This is a genomic window from Paraburkholderia sp. UCT31 (genome assembly GCF_014397655.1).
Taxonomy (GTDB): domain Bacteria; phylum Pseudomonadota; class Gammaproteobacteria; order Burkholderiales; family Burkholderiaceae; genus Paraburkholderia; species Paraburkholderia tuberum.
In genome coordinates this window covers 107,644-128,145 of the sequence record NZ_VZQP01000023.1, presented here as the reverse complement: position 1 = coordinate 128,145, position 20,502 = coordinate 107,644, and the positions used below count along the sequence as shown (strand labels likewise).

General features: G+C 62.3%; 20 protein-coding genes, 1 tRNA gene and 1 pseudogene. 10 read left to right on the top strand and 12 right to left on the bottom strand.

The window, feature by feature from the left end:
- Positions 1–44: 44 nt before the first annotated feature.
- Positions 45–797, bottom strand: coding sequence for a hypothetical protein (locus tag F6X40_RS20785; RefSeq protein ID WP_187629040.1), 753 nt, complete (start codon positions 795–797; stop codon positions 45–47).
- Between the two features lie 412 nt (positions 798–1,209).
- Between F6X40_RS20785 and F6X40_RS42390 the strand changes: the two genes are divergently transcribed.
- Positions 1,210–1,395 (top strand): tyrosine-type recombinase/integrase, encoded by a 186-nt coding sequence (locus F6X40_RS42390; RefSeq protein ID WP_262421493.1) that lies wholly within the window; start codon positions 1,210–1,212, stop codon positions 1,393–1,395.
- A gap of 132 nt (positions 1,396–1,527) precedes the next feature.
- Here the strand turns inward: F6X40_RS42390 and F6X40_RS20775 are convergent, their stop codons facing one another.
- From F6X40_RS20775 to F6X40_RS20745, 7 genes are all read right to left on the bottom strand, one after another.
- Positions 1,528–2,637, bottom strand: coding sequence for a ComEC/Rec2 family competence protein (locus tag F6X40_RS20775; RefSeq protein ID WP_187629039.1), 1,110 nt, complete (start codon positions 2,635–2,637; stop codon positions 1,528–1,530).
- Positions 2,638–2,652: 15 nt separating this feature from the next.
- Positions 2,653–3,147: a hypothetical protein gene (locus tag F6X40_RS20770; protein WP_187629038.1), complete on the bottom strand. Its 495-nt coding sequence runs from the start codon at positions 3,145–3,147 to the stop codon at positions 2,653–2,655.
- Positions 3,137–3,883 carry a hypothetical protein gene (locus F6X40_RS20765; protein ID WP_187629037.1) on the bottom strand — a complete coding sequence of 249 codons (747 nt, stop codon included), beginning with the start codon at positions 3,881–3,883 and terminating at the stop codon, positions 3,137–3,139. The genes F6X40_RS20770 and F6X40_RS20765 overlap by 11 nt, the downstream gene beginning before the upstream one ends.
- 239 nt (positions 3,884–4,122) lie before the next feature.
- A tRNA-Met gene (locus F6X40_RS20760) sits at positions 4,123–4,199 on the bottom strand.
- Positions 4,200–4,285: 86 nt separating this feature from the next.
- Entirely contained in the window at positions 4,286–5,944 is a 1,659-nt protein-coding gene (locus F6X40_RS20755; RefSeq protein ID WP_184066556.1) for an MFS transporter, read from the bottom strand.
- 207 nt (positions 5,945–6,151) lie between these two features.
- Complete coding sequence (locus F6X40_RS20750) at positions 6,152–7,711, bottom strand: sensor histidine kinase (RefSeq protein WP_187629036.1); 1,560 nt, start codon at positions 7,709–7,711, stop codon at positions 6,152–6,154.
- A gap of 9 nt (positions 7,712–7,720) precedes the next feature.
- Positions 7,721–8,509: a response regulator transcription factor gene (locus F6X40_RS20745; RefSeq protein ID WP_184066551.1), complete on the bottom strand. Its 789-nt coding sequence runs from the start codon at positions 8,507–8,509 to the stop codon at positions 7,721–7,723.
- 254 nt (positions 8,510–8,763) lie between these two features.
- Here F6X40_RS20745 and recA point away from each other — a divergent pair, with 254 nt between their 5' ends.
- The 8 genes from recA to F6X40_RS20705 all read left to right on the top strand — a co-directional run bounded on the left by recA (position 8,764) and on the right by F6X40_RS20705 (position 17,248).
- Positions 8,764–9,840 (top strand): recombinase RecA, encoded by a 1,077-nt coding sequence (recA, locus tag F6X40_RS20740; protein ID WP_018421721.1) that lies wholly within the window; start codon positions 8,764–8,766, stop codon positions 9,838–9,840.
- A gap of 7 nt (positions 9,841–9,847) precedes the next feature.
- A complete protein-coding gene (gene recX, locus F6X40_RS20735; RefSeq protein ID WP_187629035.1) occupies positions 9,848–10,606 on the top strand; it encodes a recombination regulator RecX in 759 nt (252 codons plus the stop codon).
- 130 nt (positions 10,607–10,736) lie between these two features.
- Positions 10,737–11,411, top strand: coding sequence for a DUF2889 domain-containing protein (locus F6X40_RS20730; protein WP_187629034.1), 675 nt, complete (start codon positions 10,737–10,739; stop codon positions 11,409–11,411).
- A 55-nt stretch (positions 11,412–11,466) separates the two neighbouring features.
- The gene (sucC, locus tag F6X40_RS20725) at positions 11,467–12,636 is read left to right on the top strand and encodes an ADP-forming succinate--CoA ligase subunit beta (protein WP_013090442.1); all 1,170 of its coding nucleotides are present in this window, start codon (positions 11,467–11,469) and stop codon (positions 12,634–12,636) included.
- A gap of 130 nt (positions 12,637–12,766) precedes the next feature.
- A complete protein-coding gene (gene sucD / locus F6X40_RS20720) occupies positions 12,767–13,648 on the top strand; it encodes a succinate--CoA ligase subunit alpha (protein WP_013090441.1) in 882 nt (293 codons plus the stop codon).
- Positions 13,649–13,815: 167 nt separating this feature from the next.
- Positions 13,816–14,520 (top strand): TerC family protein, encoded by a 705-nt coding sequence (locus F6X40_RS20715; protein WP_026226026.1) that lies wholly within the window; start codon positions 13,816–13,818, stop codon positions 14,518–14,520.
- Between the two features lie 157 nt (positions 14,521–14,677).
- Positions 14,678–15,301 carry a pilin gene (locus F6X40_RS20710; protein ID WP_090801738.1) on the top strand — a complete coding sequence of 208 codons (624 nt, stop codon included), beginning with the start codon at positions 14,678–14,680 and terminating at the stop codon, positions 15,299–15,301.
- A gap of 162 nt (positions 15,302–15,463) precedes the next feature.
- The gene (locus F6X40_RS20705; protein WP_187629033.1) at positions 15,464–17,248 is read left to right on the top strand and encodes a PglL family O-oligosaccharyltransferase; all 1,785 of its coding nucleotides are present in this window, start codon (positions 15,464–15,466) and stop codon (positions 17,246–17,248) included.
- Positions 17,249–17,301: 53 nt separating this feature from the next.
- On the opposite strand, the gene F6X40_RS20700 is transcribed toward F6X40_RS20705, so the two are convergent.
- Entirely contained in the window at positions 17,302–17,652 is a 351-nt protein-coding gene (locus F6X40_RS20700; protein ID WP_184051401.1) for a nucleotide pyrophosphohydrolase, read from the bottom strand.
- 31 nt (positions 17,653–17,683) lie between these two features.
- Positions 17,684–18,163 (bottom strand): cyclic pyranopterin monophosphate synthase MoaC, encoded by a 480-nt coding sequence (gene moaC, locus F6X40_RS20695; protein ID WP_018421713.1) that lies wholly within the window; start codon positions 18,161–18,163, stop codon positions 17,684–17,686.
- Positions 18,164–18,392: 229 nt separating this feature from the next.
- Between moaC and F6X40_RS20690 the strand changes: the two are divergent.
- Positions 18,393–18,818 (top strand): annotated as a pseudogene (locus F6X40_RS20690) (M48 family peptidase); the annotation flags it as partial.
- Positions 18,819–18,836: 18 nt separating this feature from the next.
- Here the strand turns inward: F6X40_RS20690 and F6X40_RS20685 are convergent.
- Positions 18,837–19,412, bottom strand: coding sequence for a DUF2946 family protein (locus F6X40_RS20685; RefSeq protein WP_184066540.1), 576 nt, complete (start codon positions 19,410–19,412; stop codon positions 18,837–18,839).
- A complete protein-coding gene (locus F6X40_RS20680) occupies positions 19,405–20,457 on the bottom strand; it encodes a hydrolase (RefSeq protein WP_184066537.1) in 1,053 nt (350 codons plus the stop codon). The genes F6X40_RS20685 and F6X40_RS20680 overlap by 8 nt, the downstream gene beginning before the upstream one ends.
- Positions 20,458–20,502 lie beyond the last annotated feature (45 nt).

Here is a 20,502-nt window from a genome sequence, read left to right as displayed (position 1 = left end):
GCGTCAATCAAAACCGCGCGTCAATCAATAAACGCTTGCCAGCGTCAATCAACATCGGCATCATATTTCTGCCGCGACATTCTCAAGCTGATTGTCGCGCGTCTCTCATCCAGATTGTCGCGCCACAACTTGAGCAAGCTAATTACGCGGTCTTGTCTCTGCGTCATTGCAAACGCAGCTGTGCTGAGAATGTAAAAGGCTAGGATCAGAAAAATGAGCGCAGTCGCCCATGATTGCATAGCCGGAAGCTTCGAAAGACTAATCGAGAGAGTGCCCAAGCCAGCCAGTGCAGGGAAGAAGCCGATTTTTTCGATTGATCCTACGAGTATGCCGCAACGCTTCTCGAACGCAATGCGCTCCCCTTCGTAGTACGTAAGAACATATCGAATGGCGGAGGCTTCACAGCTTGCTAGGCGCTCGACATATTGAAGGTTAAACGTAACCGACGATTCGACTAAGTGAAAGAATTGAGAAAATGGCGTTTTAAAAAGTCGATAGAAAAATGGAATGGAGAGTGCAATGACAACGAGGGAAAGGAAGATACCCAGTATCTGAGACAACGTTATAGTTGCGAAAGCCGTGTTTGCCAGCGATATGTCATGGAGAAAATAGGAAAGGCCTGCGAGAATTATTGCCACCGAAAAGCCTATGAGTTGGTGCGTAAGCAGCCACTTGCTAAGTTTATCTAGGACTTGCTCGTACTTGGTAAGTTGACGTGCCGGCCGCCGTTCCGTGGTCGCGTCTTTGACAATATCGAAGACTTCGCGGATTTGCTGTTGTGAAGGTATGGTCGACATTCTGTGTAATCCCCGAGTTAAAGATCGCCGTCTCGGCGTGGTTGTGGGTTTTGTATGGTTGTATCCAGATCAGCTGCAGCAATGACAGGTAGCTATTTGACGACAGAGCAAATAAAGGCGCTTCTCTTGGCTCTAGAGGGTGCACGCAATCCTCACGTCGGCCTTATTTCGCGAGTGTGCCTCGCCACCGGAGCAAGGTTGAAGAATTGCGCAAATCGCAGTTGCATGCAGGGTTGATCCAATTTGCGCGCACAAAGTCCGGCAAGGTGAGGGCGGTTCCTATTTCGGAAGCGCTCGAGCAATCCCTCAGAACTACGAAGCGTACGGTCAAGCGGAGCGCATCTTTGGCTACGCCTGGTCCGCATTCAGTGAAGCGATCGACCGCGCAGGAATAACGCTACCAGATGGTCAGATGACCCACGCTTTGCGTCACACTTTCGCCAGCCACTTCATGATGAATGGCGGCAACATTCTCACGCTACAGCGCATCTTAGGGCATCAAAGCTTAACGATGACGATGCGATACGCGCATCTAGCGCCGGAGCATTTAATGGAGGCACGTCGCCTCAATCCGGTCAATAGTATCCAAGGATACTAACGAGTACGCGCCCTCGCGCTAGAGCATTTGCTGGAGGCACCCCAGTGCTCACGCCACTGACGATCCGGCTAGCACAGACGCGTCAGATGACGACTCATCGGAAAATCCGCGGCCCAAAATAGCCGAACTTAGCTAGTGGATCGCCACGGTCAAAAAGTCATAGTCTCCGCGGAAAGGGCACAGATGGGCATATTCAGTGGTCACCGAGACCGAGCCATCATCTGCGATAGAGATGCAGATATCGCCTTGGCAAGGCTGCGTCTTTTCTGCATCGAGGACTGCAGTCGATGCAATGAATCGGGCCAACGCACCGTCAACCCCGGGTACATCAGGAAGTGAGCCGTGCTTGGCGCCGCATCTTTTCGCGAGATTCGTGCAATAGGGCCTTATGCCACGTTTTACTAGATCGTCAATCACATCGTCGCTTGGATGGCTGAGCCCATCCGCCGAAATCACGGCAAACCTTGTGTCTGCTTTTGTGCCCTCACCATACAGTGCATCACAGACATCCGGACCGCTGTCGACCGCCGATCCATGGTGCGGAATTTTCGCGCTGGTCGCCGCGAGTTCGACACCCATCCGCTGCCACTGCTTGCGTTGGAAGTTCCAGTTCGAACGGGTGCCGTCGGCACCGAGAACGAGCGAATGGCCACGATACTGTATGCGCAATGCAAGACTGAGTTCGTTCGGTTGAGGCGATTCGATCTTAAGTATGCCGCTATCAATCTCTTGATAAAACTGACCTTTGACACGAGAGGGAGGCAGTATCTGCTCAACCATCGCATGCCCAAACCCGTCAGCTACCAGCCGCGACAAATTGCCTGTGGGTGTATGCCAAGCGTCTTTCACAGATGCAAAGTGCTTGATAATTTGGACAAATTCTTTGACCGTGGCACGAACGGTCTTCGAATCCGTTTTCTTCGCAGCGGCGACATACTGTGCAACGAATCTATTGAGTCGAGGGCTGTCACGATCCACAGGGAAGCTGTAGAAATTCGCAATGTGACCTTCGTAGGCGGTCAGAACTTGCAACAGACCCAAGTAATGGTCAGCGTGCGGGTGCGTCACCGCCACGAAGCTGAGTTCCGTAGCGCCGAGTTCACGGAGTTTCGTCAGTGCACGCGGTGTCTCGCCTGACTTTGCGTTCGAATCGACAACGGCAAAGGCGGACGTACCACCTTCGCAATAGTGAAGAACGATCGAGTCGCCGTGCCCGACGTTCAGAATGTAGACGTCTAGCAAGAGTGGCGCCGATCCTCAGAGAGCTTCTAAAAGGCGATCGAGCTCATCGTCCGATTCCCGGAGCGCATTTCGATCGATTTCTCGAAGCGACACTTGCGGCATCCGATAACCACCGACGCTTGCCATCTCGACCCTGATGGGGGTTCCAAACGAAATGTCTTCCGGGAACAGGGCCAAAGGCAACTGCACTTGCATAAGCCGTCCGCCGACCGACAACTCGCATCGCACTGTGTTATGCCCGACGCCTATCACCGTTCCGTCCACTGCCTGCTGTGGACCCGCAACAGCTGCAGGTTCCGCTGCAACATGGGCTGGTTGGACCAGCATATCCATAGCATCACCGCGAGCAACAATCGGCTCGGTCACATGCTTCTTACGCGGCGAATTCAGGGTGCCGATCTCATTCGAGACTGACTCGACAGGGCGGGTGTGGCCGGGCGCTGTCAGGTCGCTGCGGTACAACAGCGGAGCGTTTGCGTTTCGCGCTGAGACTTGGGTGTCAGTCAACATTAATTTGCTCGTTCAAGCTTCGCTCAAGGCGGGAGACAAAGTCCACCGCCCGGGTAACAGCGGTTCGCGTCCAAACAGACCACGTAACTGTCTGCACAAACGACTCTTCATACTGATCCAAGTCGCAAACTATATTGCCTTTGCCTATCGTATCTAGCTTTGAGTGTACCGTTTCAAAGTACCGCGCAGCTTCCTGCGACCGGTAGGGGCCAAAGTGCAGATGATATTTCAGCGCTTCCTTTTCGCCGTCGAAGTGGAAGCCATAGTCGGCCGGACTGCCGATCGATTCTCCTATCGCGTCGACGAAAGCACTGTGCGTTGCCTTACGGAAAACAGGCACAAGCTCAGACGTGCCCTTGCCGACCGAACCAAGATAGTAGAGCCGAAGTCCGGCTCTTTGCAACTGCCTGATTTTGAAGTGTTCTGTCAGTTCTTGCGTGTACTTGAACAGTGCTCGTAGAGTTTCCGCAGCTTCGAATTTCTGGAAGTCTATGCCGGCGGCAGTCTCATAAGAAAAATCTATGGCGAGTGGGCTTACGCTCATTCGATAGCTTTCGCTATCACCGACTTGCCCTGTGCTACCCACGATCGTTCGATTGACAGCGGCGTCCTGCACCTGCTTGAAGAAGCTTTCACCGGCACCTTGCAGAATGCGGAGCACACTTCCCGGGTTATCGAGAATTTCATAATTCGCGCTGCCCAAGTCTGCACGAAAAATAACGCGATGAACCGGCATCCTGTCTCTCCGTAACGATCGCCGCATGCATCGCGTTTAACGGCGAAAGGATCAACTCCTTGAGGCCGCGGACCGAATCAAGAAAGTTCATGTTCGCTGATCGGCACCGTGGGCACAACTAGCGATACTACCCGATTGCCGCAAAGCAGCGCCGCGAACAATAAACCGCTGCGTTGACACTTCGTTGACAGGGCGCAGAAACGACAAGGGGTTAGCCGAAGCTAACCCCTTGTTTTATATGGTGGCGAATCAGGGACTCGAACCCCGGACCTGCGGATTATGATTCCGTCGCTCTAACCGACTGAGCTAATTCGCCGAAAGAAGCGAGATTATGCTGGGGCCACCGGAGGCTGTCAACCCCAGGCTCACAACTTTTTCAGATAGCTTCGGCTGTCGGTCCACTCAATCCTTCGCGTAGATATCCGAGTCCTTGGTTTCGCGCACGAACAGCATGCCGATCACGAAGGTGACCACCGCGATGATGATCGGATACCAGAGCCCCGAGTAGATGTTGCCCTTCGCCGCGACGATCGCGAACGCGGTGGCCGGCAGGAAGCCGCCGAACCAGCCATTGCCGACGTGATACGGCAGCGACATCGACGTATAACGGATGCGCGTCGGGAACATCTCGACCAGCATCGCCGCGATCGGCCCGTAGACCATCGTCACGTAGATCACGAGGATCGTCAGGATCACGATGCTCATCGGCCAGTTGATCTGAGCCGGATCAGCCTTCGGCGGGTAGCCGGCGGCCTTCAGCGTCGCGGCGAGCGTCTTCTCGAACGTCTTGGCTTGCTCCTTCGCGTCGCCGGCGCGGCCGTCGAACGTGTTGACGACCGTATCGCCCACGCGGATCTGCGCGATCGTGCCGGCAGGCGCCGCGACGTTGTCGTAGTTCAGGCCGGCTCGCGACAGCGCGCCCTTCGCGATGTCGCATGAGCTCGTGAACTTCGCCGTGCCCACCGGGTTGAACTGGAACGAGCACTCGGCCGGATCGGCGATCACGACGATCGGCGACTTCGCGGTTGCCGCTTCGAGCGCCGGGTTCGTGTAGTGCGTGAGCGCCTTGAACAGCGGGAAGTAGGTGAGGGCGGCGATCAGCAGGCCGGCCATGATGATCGGCTTGCGGCCGATGCGATCCGACAGCGAGCCGAAGAACAGGAAGAACGGCGTGCCGATCAGCAGCGCAAGCGCGATCATGATGTTGGCGCTCGAACCGTCGACCCTCAGCGTCTGCGTGAGGAAGAACAGCGTGTAGAACTGGCCCGTGTACCAGACGACAGCCTGGCCGGCCGTCAGGCCGAGCAGCGCGATAATCACGACCTTCAGGTTCTTCCATTGGCCGAACGCTTCGGAAAGCGGCGCCTTCGAGGTCTTGCCCTCGGCCTTGATGCGCGCGAACACCGGCGACTCATGCAGTTGCAGGCGAATCCACACCGACACCGCGAGTAGCAGGATCGACACGAGGAACGGAATCCGCCAGCCCCAGGCGCCGAACGCGTCTTCGCCCATGAGCGTGCGAACGCCGAGAATCACGAGCAGCGACAGAAACAGACCGAGCGTGGCGGTGGTCTGGATCCATGCGGTGTAGAAGCCGCGGCGGTTCGCCGGCGCGTGTTCGGCCACGTAGGTCGCGGCGCCGCCATACTCGCCGCCCAGCGCGAGACCCTGCAGCAGGCGCATCGCGATGAAGAGCACCGGCGAAGCGATGCCGATCGCCGCGTAGCCCGGCAGGAAGCCGACGAGGAACGTCGACAGGCCCATGATGACGATCGTGATCAGGAACGTGTACTTGCGCCCGACCATGTCGCCGAGCCGCCCGAATACAATCGCGCCGAACGGCCGCACCGCGAAGCCCGCCGCGAAGCTGAGCAGCGTGAAGATGAACGCCGCGGTCGGATTGACGCCGGAGAAGAAGCTCTTGCTGATGAAGGCCGCAAGCGAGCCGGCCAGATAGAAGTCGTACCACTCGAAAACCGTACCCAGCGACGATGCGAAGATCACCCGCTTCTCATCGCGCGTCATCGGCACGTGCGAGATTTGCCCGCCAACGGTAGCCATATTGTCGTCTCCAATATTGATATATCCACGGATCGCCGGCACAGCCGTTCCCGTGCAACCGATTATTGGAGTGGAAACTTACGGCGTTCTGACTCGGCGCCTGAACCTGGGGTAGTCCGGTAAGTCGACGAATAGGCGTTCAATTTCCGTTAATGTGCCGGTATGTTCGCGCAACCCACGCTGAAATATCTCAAAAAACGCTGACCGTCAAGCTGACGATAGAGGCGCGTTAGGGTAAGTCCCGCCCCGTTCGAGCACGTGCAAGCTGATGCGCACCAGTGTGCCGGCGAGCCGCGGCGACTCCTGGTAGACGTTGTCGTCGATGGCGAGCTCGCCGCCGTGCATTGCCGCAATCTCGCGCACGATCGCGAGGCCGAGGCCGCTGCCGTCGCCCTCGCGGCCCAGAATCCGGTAAAAGCGCTCGACCACACGCGAGCGCTCGCTGGCCGGAATGCCGAGCCCGGTGTCCTCGACTTCCAGGTGCACGAGCCGCGCGGGGGCGTCGTGTTGCACGCGCACGGTGATGCGGCCGCCCGCCGGCGTATAGCGGATCGCGTTGTCGATCAGGTTCGACAGCATTTCACGCAGCATCACCGGATTGCCGGCGACTTCGACGGGCTCGTCGGGCGCTTCGTAGCCGATGTCCATCTGCTTCGCGAGCGCGGCCTGCACCCATTCGCGCACCGCGCTGCGCGCGAGTTCGCCCAGTTCGAGCGGCGTGAAGATCTGTCCCGACCGACGGTTTTCCGCGCGCGCCAGCGCGAGCAATTGCGTGACGAGCCGCGCGGCCTGCTCGGAGCTCGTCGCGATCTGTTCGAGCGAGCGACGAACCTCGGCCGACGCGTTCTGGCGCAGCGCGAGCTCGGCCTGGGTGCGCAGGCCGGCCAGCGGCGTTTTCATCTGATGCGCGGCGTCGGCGATGAAGCGCTTCTGCAGCTCCATGTTCTGTTCGAGGCGCGTGAGCAGATCGTTGAACGACGTGACGAGCGGCTCGATTTCCGGCGGCGCGCGGCGCGCTTCGAGCGGCGACAGATCGTCCGGCCGGCGCGCGCGGATATGCGCCTGCAGCGCATGCAGCGGCTCGAGCCCGCGCGACAGCCCGAACCACACGAGCAGGATCGCGAGCGGCAGGATCACGAACTGCGGCAGGATCACGCCCTTGATGATGTCGTTGGCGAGCTGGCTGCGCTTGTCGAGCGTTTCGGCGACCTGCACGAGCACGGCCTGCGCGCCCGGCGTCTGCGGAAACTCGACGGTCGTGTAGGCGACGCGGATGTCGTTGCCGCGCAGCACGTCGTCGCGGAATTCGACGAGGCCCGGCGGCGGGCGGTCCTCCTCGTGCGGCAGTGGCATGTCACGCTCGCCGGCCACGAGCTCGCCGCGCGCGCCGAGCACCTGAAAGAACACGCTGTCGACGTTGTCGGCGCGCAGGAAATCGCGCGTCGACTCGGGCAGCGACAGCTCCGCGACGCCATTGACCGGATGGATCTGGCGCGCGAGCACGTAGGCGTCGGTTTCGAGCGCGCGGTCGAACGGCCCGTTCGCGATCGACTTCGCGACCAGATAGGTGACCGCGAGGCTCATCGGCCAAAGCAGCAGCAGCGGCGCGAGCATCCAGTCGAGAATTTCGCCGAACAGCGAGCGCGGACGCGCTTCGGCGGCGGCTTCGGTTTCGTCGGGCGCGGCGAACGGATTGGCGTAGCGCGCGTCGCGCGCCTCGTCGAGGTCCGCCGCGTGCGCCGTGGCGCGATCAGCGCGTGCGGACATCGCTGGCCTCTATTTGTAGTGGTGGCTCGCCGGCATCGCGGTGGACGACGGCGCGGTGGACGATTGTGCCGCTTGTGCCGTCTGCGGCGCGGAGCCGGCCGGGGTGGCGGGCGCGCTCGCATTCGCCGGCGGCGCCGCTTTTTCGAGACAGTAGCCGAGCCCGCGCACGGTGATGATGCGCACGCCGCTCGGTTCGATCTTCTTGCGCAGCCGGTGCACGTAGACTTCGATCGCGTTGTTGCTGACTTCCTCGCCCCATTCGCACAGATGGTCGACGAGCTGCTCTTTCGAGACCAGCCGGCCGATCCGTTGCAGCAGCACTTCGAGCAGACCGAGCTCGCGCGCCGACAGATCGATCGCCTGGTCGTTGACGTAGGCGATGCGGCCCACCTGATCGAACGACAGCGAGCCATGCCGCACGACGGTCGGGCCGCCGCCCGCGCCGCGCCGTGTCAGCGCGCGCACGCGCGCTTCGAGTTCGTTCAGCGCGAAGGGCTTGGCCATGTAATCGTCGGCGCCGAGGTCGAGGCCTTTGACGCGTTCGTCGACGCTATCGGCGGCGGTCAGGATCAGCACGGGCAGGTTCGAATTGCGCGCGCGCAGGCGGCGCAGCACCTCGAGCCCGGACATGCGCGGCAGGCCCAGATCGAGGATCAATAGGTCGAACGTCTGCATTGACAACGCGGTATCGGCTTCTACGCCGCTTTTCACGTGATCGACCGCATAGGCCGATTGGCGGAGTGATCGAACCAGACCATCCGCGAGTATGCTGTCGTCTTCGGCAATCAGAATTCGCATGATGCGCCAGCCTGGCTTTGCCGGCACCGTGGGGTTGCCCCGGCGCGCAGCGGTCTCCGAACATTATTGTGGGTAGTTGGGGCGATGCGACAGTAAAAGATGCGCGTTCGCATCACAATCGCGCTTGCCAAAACTACTGTTTTTTTATACAGTGTCTGCGTTTCGTGTGATGTCCTGGAGACTCCGCTCAATTCGAGTGGAACCACGGGTGCACATCTGCCTCAGACGCCGTTCATCATAGCAAAGGACGATTCATGGAAGAAAGCAAGAAAGGCTCGGCTGGACTGACTGCTGAAAAGAGCAAGGCTCTCGCCGCCGCGCTCGCGCAGATCGAAAAGCAGTTCGGCAAAGGGTCGGTCATGCGGCTCGGCGCAGGTGAGGCAGTCGAAGACATCCAGGTGGTCTCCACCGGATCGCTCGGCCTCGACATCGCACTGGGCGTCGGCGGTTTGCCGCGCGGCCGCGTGGTCGAAATCTACGGTCCGGAATCGTCCGGTAAAACCACGCTGACGCTGCAGGTCGTCGCCGAAATGCAGAAGCTCGGCGGCACCGCGGCGTTCATCGACGCGGAACACGCGCTGGACATTCAATACGCGGGCAAGCTCGGCGTGAACGTCGCCGACCTGCTGGTCTCGCAGCCGGACACCGGCGAACAGGCGCTCGAAATCGCCGACGCGCTGGTGCGCTCGGGCTCGATCGACATGATCGTGATCGACTCGGTCGCGGCGCTGGTGCCGAAGGCGGAAATCGAAGGCGAAATGGGCGACTCGCTGCCGGGTCTGCAGGCGCGTCTGATGTCGCAGGCGCTGCGCAAGCTGACCGGCACGATCAAGCGCACGAACTGCCTCGTGATCTTCATCAACCAGATCCGCATGAAGATCGGCGTGATGTTCGGCAACCCGGAAACCACCACGGGCGGTAATGCGCTGAAGTTCTACGCGTCGGTGCGTCTCGACATTCGCCGCATCGGCTCGATCAAGAAGAACGACGAAGTGATCGGCAACGAAACCCGCGTGAAGGTCGTCAAGAACAAGGTGGCGCCGCCGTTCCGTGAAGCGATTTTCGACATCCTGTACGGCGAGGGCATCTCGCGTCAGGGCGAAATCATCGACCTCGGCGTGCAGGCGAAGATCGTCGACAAGGCCGGCGCATGGTACAGCTACAGCGGCGAGCGGATCGGTCAGGGCAAGGACAACGCGCGTGAATTCCTGCGCGAAAATCCGGATATCGCTCGCGAAATCGAAAACCGTATCCGCGAATCGCTGGGCGTTACCGCGATGGCGAACGCCGTGACCGGCGCGGACGCTGAAGTCGCGGGCGAAGAAGAGTAAGCATCAAGTGATACGCAAAGGCCGGCCGCTGTCCGGTTTCGACTCCGGACGCTATCCGGACGGCCCGCGCGACGCGGCGGACGGATCGCCTGAATCCGGCGATCCGTTCGAACCGTTCGACGCACATGACCGCGCTGCGGGCCGCGACCCGCAGCGTACGCGGTCTGCGCCCGCTGCAGCGTCGTCCAGCCGGGATTCCTCCGGACTCGATTCCCCAATCCCCTCCGAGGTCACCTACACCCGCTCGCGTCGCCAACCCGGCGAAGAGAAGCCGGGCCAGTCCGACAAAGACGACAGCAGAAAATCCCAACGCCCCGCCCGTTCGCTGAAAGCGCGCGCGCTCGGCTATCTGTCGCGCCGCGAATATAGCCGCGCCGACCTCGCCCGCAAGCTGAAGCCTTACGTCGAGGAAACCGATTCGCTCGACACGGTGCTCGACGCGCTGCAGGCCGAAAACTGGCTATCCGACTCGCGCTTCGCGGAAAGCCTGATCCATCGGCGCGCATCGCGGCTCGGCACGAGCCGCATTCTCGGCGAACTGAAGCAACACGCGCTCAACCCGGCGCTCGTCGAAGAGGCGAGCGCGCAATTGCGCGAAACCGAACTCGCGCGCGCCCAGGCGGTCTGGCGCAAGAAGTTCGGCCAGTTGCCGCAAACGCCGGCCGAGCGCGCGAAGCAGGCGCGCTTTCTCGCGTCGCGCGGCTTCTCCGGCGCGACGATCGGCAAGATCCTGAAGGGTATCGACGACATCGGGGACGGCGACTAACACGCCAGTCTCGACGGGTAGGGCAATTACCGCGCCGTAACCTGGCGCCAGGCCGTGCGCAATCGGGGCTGTCCCAAATACCCGTTATGCTAAAATCCAGACGTTTTCCAATCCGGCCTTTCCTTCCCGCATGTCGCTCTCCCCGCCAGTGTCCCGTCAGTTGCGCCATCGTCGCGCAATCAGAGCGGAAGCTTACGAGCGAGCCGATGGTCTGTGGGATGTGGAAGCGTGCCTGACCGACGAAAAGCCACGCGATGTGGCGCTTGCGTCGGGTGTCCGGCCCAATGGTCAGCCGATCCATGAACTCTGGCTTCGCATCACCATCGATCGCAAGCTCAATGTCGTCAACGCCGAGGCGTCGTCCGACTGGGTGCCCTATCCAAGGTTGTGCCAGGCCAGCAATCCCGCCTACCGTGCCCTCATCGGGCTCAATCTGTTCCACAACTTCCGTCGCGATGCTGCCCGTTTGCTGGCCGGCACGGCCGGTTGCACGCATCTCACCGAGCTGTGCGCGATCCTGCCGACCGCCGCGATCCAGGCGTTCGCCGGCGACGTATGGAACACCGATGACGGCACGCCGGGTGCGAACGCGGGTTCGGGAGACGAATCGTCTAACGGCACAGGCGGGCATTCCAACGACAAACCGCCATTCCAGCTGGGACGCTGCCACGCGCTGCGTTTCGACGGCGAGGCGGTGAAACAGTTTTATCCGCGCTGGTATGGTCATGCACCGCGTCCGGCGGAACGCGCGGCCTCGTCGGACGGCGCGGCGGCCCGCGAACGAAGCGGCGACGCGTCGGCCTGAACGGCGGCAACGGAATCGAAGTTCTATCCAACTCTCAGACTGAAGGGAATCACGCATGAAGATTCACGAGTACCAGGGTAAGGAAATCCTGCGGAAATTCGGCGTCGCGGTACCGCGCGGCAAGCCGGTCTTCTCGGTGGATGATGCGGTCAAGGCCGCGGAAGAGCTGGGCGGCCCGGTGTGGGTCGTGAAGGCTCAGATCCATGCGGGTGGCCGTGGCAAGGGCGGCGGCGTCAAGGTCGCCAAGTCGCTGGAACAGGTTCGCGAGTACTCGAACCAGATCCTCGGCATGCAGCTCGTCACGCACCAGACCGGTCCGGAAGGCCAGAAGGTGAACCGCCTGCTGATCGAAGAAGGCGCCGACATCAAGAAGGAACTGTATGTCGGTCTCGTGATCGATCGCGTTTCGCAGAAGATCGTCGTGATGGCGTCGAGCGAAGGCGGCATGGACGTCGAAGAAGTCGCGGAAAAGACGCCTGAGCTGATCCACAAGGTTGCCGTCGATCCGTCGACTGGCCTGAAGGACTCAGAAGCAGACGACCTCGCGAAGAAGATCGGCGTGCCCGACGCTTCGATCCCGCAAGCTCGCGCGATCCTGCAAGGCCTGTACAAGGCATTCTGGGAAACCGACGCATCGCTCGCCGAAATCAACCCGCTGATCCTGACCGGCGACGGCAAGGTCATCGCACTCGACGCGAAGTTCAACTTCGACTCGAACGCGCTGTTCCGTCACCCGGAAATCGTCGCGTACCGCGATCTGGACGAAGAAGATCCGGCTGAAATCGAAGCGTCGAAGTTCGACCTCGCGTACATCTCGCTCGACGGCAACATCGGCTGTCTGGTGAACGGCGCCGGCCTCGCAATGGCAACGATGGACACCATCAAGCTGTTCGGCGGCGAACCGGCGAACTTCCTCGACGTCGGCGGAGGAGCTACGACCGAGAAGGTCACCGAAGCGTTCAAGATCATGCTGAAGAACCCGAACCTGACCGCGATTCTGGTCAACATCTTCGGTGGCATCATGCGCTGCGACGTGATCGCGGAAGGCGTGATCGCGGCGTCGAAGGCCGTGTCGCTGAAGGTGCCGCTCGTGGTCCGCATGAAGGGCACGAACGAAGACCTGGGCAAGAAGATGCTCGCCGAATCCGGCCTGCCGATCATCTCGGCGGACAGCATGGAAGAGGCGGCTCAGAAGGTCGTCGCGGCTGCTTCGGGCAAGGCCTAAGCCAGCTGTCCACGGCGCATTTACCAGCTCATTTGCCAGGTTTACGAGTGGCGGCGCGCGAGCGACACAGGCGTGAAGCATCGCGCCGAGTGGCGCTACCGCGCGACGCCAAACGAACAGAGGTCAATACATGTCGATTCTGATCAACAAAGACACCAAGGTCATCACGCAGGGCATCACCGGCAAGACCGGTCAGTTCCACACGCGTGCTTGCCGTGAATACGCAAACGGCCGCGAAGCGTACGTCGCGGGCGTGAACCCGAAGCGCGCCGGCGAAGATTTCGAAGGCATCCCCATCTACGCGAGCGTCGCTGAAGCCAAGGCTGAGACGGGCGCGACCGTGTCGGTGATTTACGTTCCGCCGGCAGGCGCCGCCGCCGCAATCTGGGAAGCAGTCGAAGCCGACCTGGATCTCGCAATCTGTATCACGGAAGGCATTCCCGTCCGCGACATGATCGAGATCAAGGACCGTATGCGTCGCGAAAACCGCAAGACGCTGCTGCTCGGACCGAACTGCCCGGGCACGATCACGCCGGACGAACTGAAGATCGGCATCATGCCGGGTCACATCCATCGCAAGGGCCGCATCGGCGTCGTGTCGCGTTCGGGCACGCTGACGTATGAAGCAGTCGGCCAGCTGACCGCGATCGGCCTCGGCCAGTCGTCGGCAGTCGGCATCGGCGGCGACCCCATCAATGGTCTGAAGCACATCGACGTGATGAAGATGTTCAACGACGATCCGGATACGGACGCCGTCATCATGATCGGCGAAATCGGCGGTCCGGACGAGGCGAATGCCGCGCACTGGATCAAGGACAACATGAAGAAGCCGGTGGTTGGCTTCATCGCTGGCGTCACGGCGCCTCCGGGCAAGCGCATGGGCCACGCCGGCGCGCTGATCTCGGGCGGTGCGGACACCGCCGAAGCGAAGCTGGAAATCATGGACGCGTGCGGTATCAAGGTCACGAAGAACCCGTCGGAAATGGCGCGTCTTCTGAAGGCGATGCTGTAAATCGAATTCGCGTGCCGTTGGCGCGCGATTTTGATACGCTTACGAACTCCTTTCGTGAGCGGGCGGTCCCGAAAAGCGGAGGAGTGCAGACTCCCCCGCTTTTTTTTTCGTCCGCGCTTGCGCCGCGGTTCTGCCCGCGCGGTCGATTTTTTCTTATGCTTTTTTCCATGCTCGAATTCTTCACGACCCTCCATTGGGGCTCGGTCTTTCAGATCATCGTCATCGACGTTCTGCTCGGCGGCGACAACGCGGTCGTGATCGCGCTCGCCTGCCGCAACCTGCCGCAGTCGCAGCGCATGCGTGGGATCGTGTGGGGGACCGCCGGCGCGATCGCGCTGCGCGTCGTGCTGATCGCGTTCGCGGTCGTGCTGCTCGACGTGCCGTTCCTGAAGTTCGCGGGCGGCTTGCTGCTGCTGTGGATCGGCGTGCGCCTGCTCGCGCCGGCGCACGACGCTCACGACAACGTGAAGCCGGCCGACAAGCTGATCTCGGCGGTGAAGACGATCATCATCGCGGATGCGGTGATGAGCGTCGACAACGTGATCGCGATCGCGGGCGCGGCCGAAGCCGCGGAGCACGAGCACCGGTTGGCTTTGGTGATCTTTGGCCTCGTCGTGAGCATTCCGTTGATCGTGTGGGGCAGCCAGCTGATTCTGAAGCTGCTCGATCGCTTTCCGGGCATCGTACTGTTCGGCGCGGGCCTGCTCGGCTGGATCGCGGGTGGTCTGATGGTCAACGACCCGGCCGGCGACCGCTGGCCGATCCTCGACACGCCAGTCGCCGAATACGGGATGAGCATCGCGGGCGCGCTGTTCGTCGTGATCGTCGGTTATCTGTTGAAGCGCCGTAACGCGAAACGTGCGGCGGTGTGAGCATGGCGTTGACGGTGCATCGCTGCCTGATTCGTGATGTCGTCCGAATGCAAGCCTGGCCATCCGGCTGACTGTGACGCGCGAGCTTCGCTCGCTACGATTGAAACGCCTGTTCCCGATCCACGGGCCAGGCGTTTCTCGTATCAGGAGTCTGCCGATGATCGTTACCCTGCCATATTCCCCATACTCTCAATCGACGCAATCCTCGCGTAGGTCGCGCCGCGCACGCTGGCGCGCGAGCTGGTTCGCGCGCATCTGCCGCCGCTGCGGCGTCGGCTTCACGCTGATCGAGTTGATGATCGTGCTCGCGATCGTCGGCGTGATCGCGGCCTACGCGATTCCCGCGTATCAGGACTATCTGGCGCGCAGCCGGGTCGGCGAGGGCTTGTCGCTCGCGGCGTCGGCGCGGCTCGCGGTGGCCGAAAACGCCGCGAGCGGCAACGCGTTCAGCGGCGGTTATGCGTCGCCGCCCGCCACGCGCAACGTCGAGTCCATCCAGATCGACGACGACACTGGTCAGATCACGATCACGTACTCGACGCGTGTCGCGCAGGCCGGCGCAAACACCATGACGCTGGTGCCGTCGGTCCCGGACAACGTCGATGCGCCGAGCGCGCGAGTCGCGTTGAGCAAGGACGCGGTGCAGACCGGCGCGCTGACGTGGGAATGCTTTGCGAGCGGCAAGAGCGCGTCGTCGTTGCCGGCGCCGGGTTCGGGGCCGATGCCAAGCGAGGCGCCGACGCTCGCCGCGAATCTGGCGCCGCCCGAATGCCGTTCATAAGGGGCAAATGAGTGAGTGAACGAGACAGCAGCCGAGCGCTGACTGGATGAGTCGAAGCCACAACGTAAAAGGCTGATTTTCAGCCTATTTCGGCCGGACCGGCGCACAGTGCAACGAAATTTTTGTATAGTGCGCCGGTTGCTGACGCCCACCGTTGATTCGATGCCCACCCCTTTCGCGCGCTACCTGTCTCTCGTACTGCTGGCTCTTGCGTTGATCCTGCCCTACGCGGTTGCCAACCATACGTATCCGATCCCAACCTTCTACGCCGAATTCACCTCGCTCGCGCTGTTTCTGCTGACCGGGGCGGCCGTCGTGCTGCTGGTCGCGACCACCCGGCCGCGTGTGAGCTTCGCGTCGCCCGCGGTCGCGCTCGTACCCCTGCTGTTCGGCCTCGTGCTGGTCGTGCAGACGCTGGTGCTGCCGGTCGCGGAGCCATCGATGAACTGGCTCGGCGCGGGCTTCCTGCTCGCTGCGTGGATGGCCGTGCATGTGGGCTACGGCTTCACGCGCGTGAAGCTCGACGAGACCGCGTTGCGCTGGGCGGCGGGGGCGTTGATCGTCGGCGGTCTGTTCGCGGTGTTCAGTCAGGTGATCCAGCTGTTTCACCTCGAGGCGCGCGTGGCTCCGCTCGTCGTCGCGTACAACATAACCGTCGAGCGCCGGCCGTTCGGCAACATGGCGCAGGCGAACCACCTCGCGACGTATATCGCGTTCGCGATGGCGGGCGCGCTGTACCTCGTGCAGACGCGCCGCATCGCGGTGCCCATCTGGCTGCTCGTGTCGACGATTTTCTCGGTCGGCCTCGCGCTGACCGTGTCGCGGGGTCCATGGCTGCAGATGGGCGTGATCGTTGTCGCCGGCTTCTGGATGGCCTTCGCGCAGACTCGCAACGAACCGCAATTGCGCCGTAGCAACCGTGAATGGCTGGTGCCGATCGCGCTCGCGGTGCTGTTTTTCGTGGTCAATGCGCTGATCCGCTGGGCCAACGTGCGCTTTCACCTCGAACTCGCGCAGTCGGCGGCCGAACGCTTCCAGGATGCCGGCCAGATCGCGCCGCGCCTCGCGCTGTGGAAATACGGCTGGACGATGTTCAAGCAGCATCCGCTGCTCGGCGTCGGCTGGGGCGAATTTCCGAGCCATCAGTTCGAGCTCGTCAAGCAGCTGGGCGGCGTCGAAATCGCCAACAACTCGCACGACATTTTCGTCGACCTGCTCGCGAAAACCGGTCTGATCGGTCTCGCGATCGTGCTCGTGGGTCTCGTCGCGTGGCTCGTGCGCATCGTGCGTGCGCCGCAAAGCGCCGCGCGCGTGTTCGGCATCGCGCTGATCGGCGTGCTGACGATGCATGCGCTCGTCGAGTATCCGCAGCAGTACATGTTCTTCCTGTTGCCCGCGATGTTCGTGTTCGGCCTGCTCGAAACGCGGCCGTTGCGCGCGGTGCCGGCGAATCTGTCGCTCGGCGCGTTCGCGGTGGTGGTGTTCGGCGGGCTCGCCGCGCTGTATCCGGTGTATCGCGACTATGCGCGTGCCGAGGTGCTCTACTACGGCGCGCGCCCGGCCGAGCAGTACGGCGCCGATCCGTCGTTCATGTTCGGCGCGTGGGGCGAATACGGTCTCGCGACGCTGCAGCCGATGAATCCGCTGAACCTGCAGCGCAAGCTCGCGATGCACAAGCAGGCGATCGCGCTGTTGCCGGGCGAGACGGTGCTGCGTCGCTACGCGGTGCTGCAGGCGCTGACCGGCGATACCGCGGCGGCGCTCGATACGGTCGAACGCTTGCGGATCTTCGCCGAGGAATTGAAAGACTGGCCGGCGCAGCTCGGCTATCTCTACCAGCTCGTCGACGAGCAGAAGTCGCTCGCGGGCTTCAAGCAGCAGTTGGTGAAGCGCTACGGCACACCGGCGCACGATGCGACGCCGGATGACGACAGCGACGAAGATTGATCGGACCGCGGAAGCTCAGGCGTGCTGGCGCCGCGGCTTCCTCCCTTCAAAGTTCAAAGCTCGGAATACTTCGCGGCCGTGCCTTTCGCCTTGTCGACGGGGTAGCGCGCTTCGTTCAGCTTCAGTTTTTCCGCTGCCGCGTCGACGAGATCGAAGCCGGCGGTATGGGCGACCAGCAGCAGATACATGAACACGTCGGCGCACTCGTGCCTGAGGTTCGTCGATTGCGCGGGATCGCCGAGCAGCGCGTCGATCTGCGCATCGGTCTTCCACTGAATCGTCTCCAACAGCTCGCCGGCTTCGATGCCCGTGGAGACGATCAGGTTGCGCAGCGTGTGAAACTGCCGCCAGTCGCGCGCGTCGCGAAACGCCAGTAGCTGCTCGAGCAGTTCGTCGATGGTCATGTTGCTATCCGATTAGTTGTCGAACCGCAGGTCAAGCTTGCGCCACCCAATCCCCCGATTTCCCGCCATGCTTCTCCATCACCTTCACATCGGTGATGGTCATGCCGCGATCCACCGCCTTGCACATGTCGTACACGGTCAGCAGCCCGATCTGCACGGCGGTAAGCGCCTCCATTTCGACGCCCGTGCGTCCAAACGTCTCGACCTGGACCGTGCAATGCACGCCGGGCATCTGCTCGTCGAGTTCGAAATCGGCCTTCACGCGTGTCAGCGCGAGCGGATGACAGAGCGGAATCAGATCGGCGGTGCGCTTCGAGGCCTGGATCGCCGCGATCCGCGCGATGCCGATCACGTCGCCCTTTTTGGCGTTGCCGTCGCGGATCAGCGCGAACGTGTCGGGCAGCATGCGGATCGAGCCACGCGCGATCGCGATGCGCCTGGTCTCCTGCTTGCCGCCGACGTCCACCATATGCGCGTCACCGGCCGCATCGAAATGAGTGAGTTCAGGCATGGTTGACTCCTTCAGAGGGCGCCTATCATAGCAGGGCGGCGCGGCCTCGAATCGTCGCGGCGACTGATTACATTTGCGCTGTGTCGTGCTCTGAGTTTTGCCTCGTACGCGTCCTGCGACGCCCTTGCCCATTATCTTAGTCCGGGCCACGCGCGGCGTTTTTCGACTTCGTCAGGCCGGCTTCGCGATGCATCCAAAACGATTCCTCGCTGCGTCGCTATCCGTCGCACTCGCGATCGACATCGCACGGAGTGCCGGTCACACCGACGAAGCCGCGCGTCTCGCCGAGCTCGCGCAGAAGCGCTGGCCGCAATCGAACGCGGCGATCGACATGCATATCCGCACGCTGTTCACGCTGCATCGCTTCACCGACGCGCAGGCGCTCGCGAAGCAGGAGACCCGGGCGCATCCCGATCAACCCGCGTGGTGGCTCTATCTCGCGCAGGCGAGCGCGGGCAGTGGCGATGCATTGACGCAGCATCGCGCGATGGCGGAGAAGTTCGCGCTGGAGGGCGCGTGGCCATCGGCGATCCGGCAGATGAAGGACGCGCGCGACCTGAAGACGATCGGCTATTACGACCTCGCGACCGTCGACGCGCGCCTGCACGAGATGGAGAGCCGCTACAAGGAGGAGCGGCTCGACGAGAAAGGGTAGGGTGGACGTGAGCGCGCGTCAGACCTGCGCCGCCGGGCTCGCAACGAAGCCAAAGCGCGCGGCCACCTGATCGCGTCGCACGCTTTGCAGCGGCAAGGTGCGCTGAACACTCCAGTGGAACGCACCGCTCAATGAGCCATCGTCGGCGAGCGTCGCGTGATCGGAGAAGATCTCGAGGTCGTGATCGTGCAGCACCGCGATACGTGCTGGCTGCGAGCGATCGGCAAACAGAATGCCGCCGTCTTCATCCACGAACACCGCCGCCGGCTCGAACGCGCCGCCGCCCTGGTCGTGCAGCGCGAGCGTTCCATCCGCGTGCGCGGACAATCTGACCACCCACGGCGTATAAGCCAGCTCGACATACACGCGCTGTGGTCCGTTCTGAAAAAACCACTGCCCGCGCTCATCGGCCTCATAGTTCCGGTTGATGAAGCCAAGCAGCGCCTCATGCCGGATCGGCACGCCGGGCGCGCCGCTCGTCTGGGCCGCTTCGTCGCGCATGCGCCAGTTGCCGCGCCGGTCGAGCATCAGCCAGCCGGTGCAACTCGGCACGTTCGGCCATTTGGCGAGCGCCTGTTTGACGATGTCATCCATGATCGACGTGTCGCTCCAGATAGCCGAACACGCGCCGCGACAGCCAGTCGATGCGGCCCGGGAACGGCCCGGTCATGAAGCCCGCGTGGCCGCCGTGCTCAGGCTGATAAAGCTCGACCGCCGCCGACACCTCGTGCCGCGACGGCAGCGCTTCGGCCGGCAGGAACGGGTCGTTGCGCGCGTTGAGCACGAGCGTCGGCACCTGAATGTGCGGCAGCAGCGGGCGGGTGGTTGCGGTGCTCCAGTAGTCGTCGGTATCGCGAAAGCCGTGCAGCGGCGCGGTCACGACGTTGTCGAACTCGTACATCGTGCGGCTCGCGAGCATCGCGTCGCGATCGAACAGGCCCGGGAACTGCTCGAGCTTCTGGTTGGCCTTGTGCTTCAGCGTCTTCAGGAAGCTGCGCGTGTAGACGAGGCCGAAGCCCTGCGACAGCGCACGGCCGCCCGCATGGACGTCGATCGGTGTCGAAATCGCGGCAGCGGCGGCTACCACCCGCGCCGCATCGGCCTGCCGCTCACCGAGCCAGCGCAGCAGCACGTTGCCGCCGAGCGACACGCCCGCCGCGACCACCGACCCGCGATGCGCGGCGCGCAGGCGGCGCAGGATCCAGTCGACCTCGTTGCTGTCGGCGAGATGATAGAAGCGCGGCAGCCGGTTCAGCGGGCCGCTGCAACTGCGAAAGTGCGGCACCACGCCGTGCCAGCCGTATTCGCGCGCGGCGGCCATCAGCGCGACCGCGTAGTGCGACGACGAACTGCCTTCCAGGCCGTGAAACAGCACGAAGAGCGGCGCGGTGTCGGTGGGCGGAGTATCGTGCGCGACCCAGTCGAGATCGATGAAATCGCCGTCCGGGGTGTCCCAGCGCTCACGGCGAAACGATACCGCGGGGCGGCGCGCGAACAGCGACGGGACGATCGTCTGCACATGCCGGTTCGGCAGCCACAGCGGCGCGCGGTACAGCAGCTCGACGGTCGCCTCGACGGCGGCCGCCACCTTGACGGGGGCCGTACCGGAGGAAGCGGGTTTATGTGGCGTCGAACTCATACCGGCGGAAAAGCGAGAGAACGTGATTCTGAATCTGTCGTGGTG

Excerpts from the sequence above, each read along its gene's own strand:
- F6X40_RS20785 (WP_187629040.1), bottom strand. The coding sequence starts at position 797 with ATGTCGACCATACCTTCACAACAGCAAATCCGCGAAGTCTTCGATATT.
- F6X40_RS42390 (WP_262421493.1), top strand. The coding sequence starts at position 1,210 with ATGACCCACGCTTTGCGTCACACTTTCGCCAGCCACTTCATGATGAAT.
- F6X40_RS20770 (WP_187629038.1), bottom strand. The coding sequence starts at position 3,147 with ATGTTGACTGACACCCAAGTCTCAGCGCGAAACGCAAACGCTCCGCTG.
- F6X40_RS20765 (WP_187629037.1), bottom strand. The coding sequence starts at position 3,883 with ATGCCGGTTCATCGCGTTATTTTTCGTGCAGACTTGGGCAGCGCGAAT.
- F6X40_RS20755 (WP_184066556.1), bottom strand. The coding sequence starts at position 5,944 with ATGGCTACCGTTGGCGGGCAAATCTCGCACGTGCCGATGACGCGCGAT.
- F6X40_RS20750 (WP_187629036.1), bottom strand. The coding sequence starts at position 7,711 with ATGTCCGCACGCGCTGATCGCGCCACGGCGCACGCGGCGGACCTCGAC.
- F6X40_RS20745 (WP_184066551.1), bottom strand. The coding sequence starts at position 8,509 with ATGCGAATTCTGATTGCCGAAGACGACAGCATACTCGCGGATGGTCTG.
- recA (WP_018421721.1), top strand. The coding sequence starts at position 8,764 with ATGGAAGAAAGCAAGAAAGGCTCGGCTGGACTGACTGCTGAAAAGAGC.
- F6X40_RS20730 (WP_187629034.1), top strand. The coding sequence starts at position 10,737 with ATGTCGCTCTCCCCGCCAGTGTCCCGTCAGTTGCGCCATCGTCGCGCA.
- sucC (WP_013090442.1), top strand. The coding sequence starts at position 11,467 with ATGAAGATTCACGAGTACCAGGGTAAGGAAATCCTGCGGAAATTCGGC.
- sucD (WP_013090441.1), top strand. The coding sequence starts at position 12,767 with ATGTCGATTCTGATCAACAAAGACACCAAGGTCATCACGCAGGGCATC.
- F6X40_RS20715 (WP_026226026.1), top strand. The coding sequence starts at position 13,816 with ATGCTCGAATTCTTCACGACCCTCCATTGGGGCTCGGTCTTTCAGATC.
- F6X40_RS20710 (WP_090801738.1), top strand. The coding sequence starts at position 14,678 with ATGATCGTTACCCTGCCATATTCCCCATACTCTCAATCGACGCAATCC.
- F6X40_RS20705 (WP_187629033.1), top strand. The coding sequence starts at position 15,464 with ATGCCCACCCCTTTCGCGCGCTACCTGTCTCTCGTACTGCTGGCTCTT.
- F6X40_RS20700 (WP_184051401.1), bottom strand. The coding sequence starts at position 17,652 with ATGACCATCGACGAACTGCTCGAGCAGCTACTGGCGTTTCGCGACGCG.
- moaC (WP_018421713.1), bottom strand. The coding sequence starts at position 18,163 with ATGCCTGAACTCACTCATTTCGATGCGGCCGGTGACGCGCATATGGTG.
- F6X40_RS20685 (WP_184066540.1), bottom strand. The coding sequence starts at position 19,412 with ATGGATGACATCGTCAAACAGGCGCTCGCCAAATGGCCGAACGTGCCG.
- F6X40_RS20680 (WP_184066537.1), bottom strand. The coding sequence starts at position 20,457 with ATGAGTTCGACGCCACATAAACCCGCTTCCTCCGGTACGGCCCCCGTC.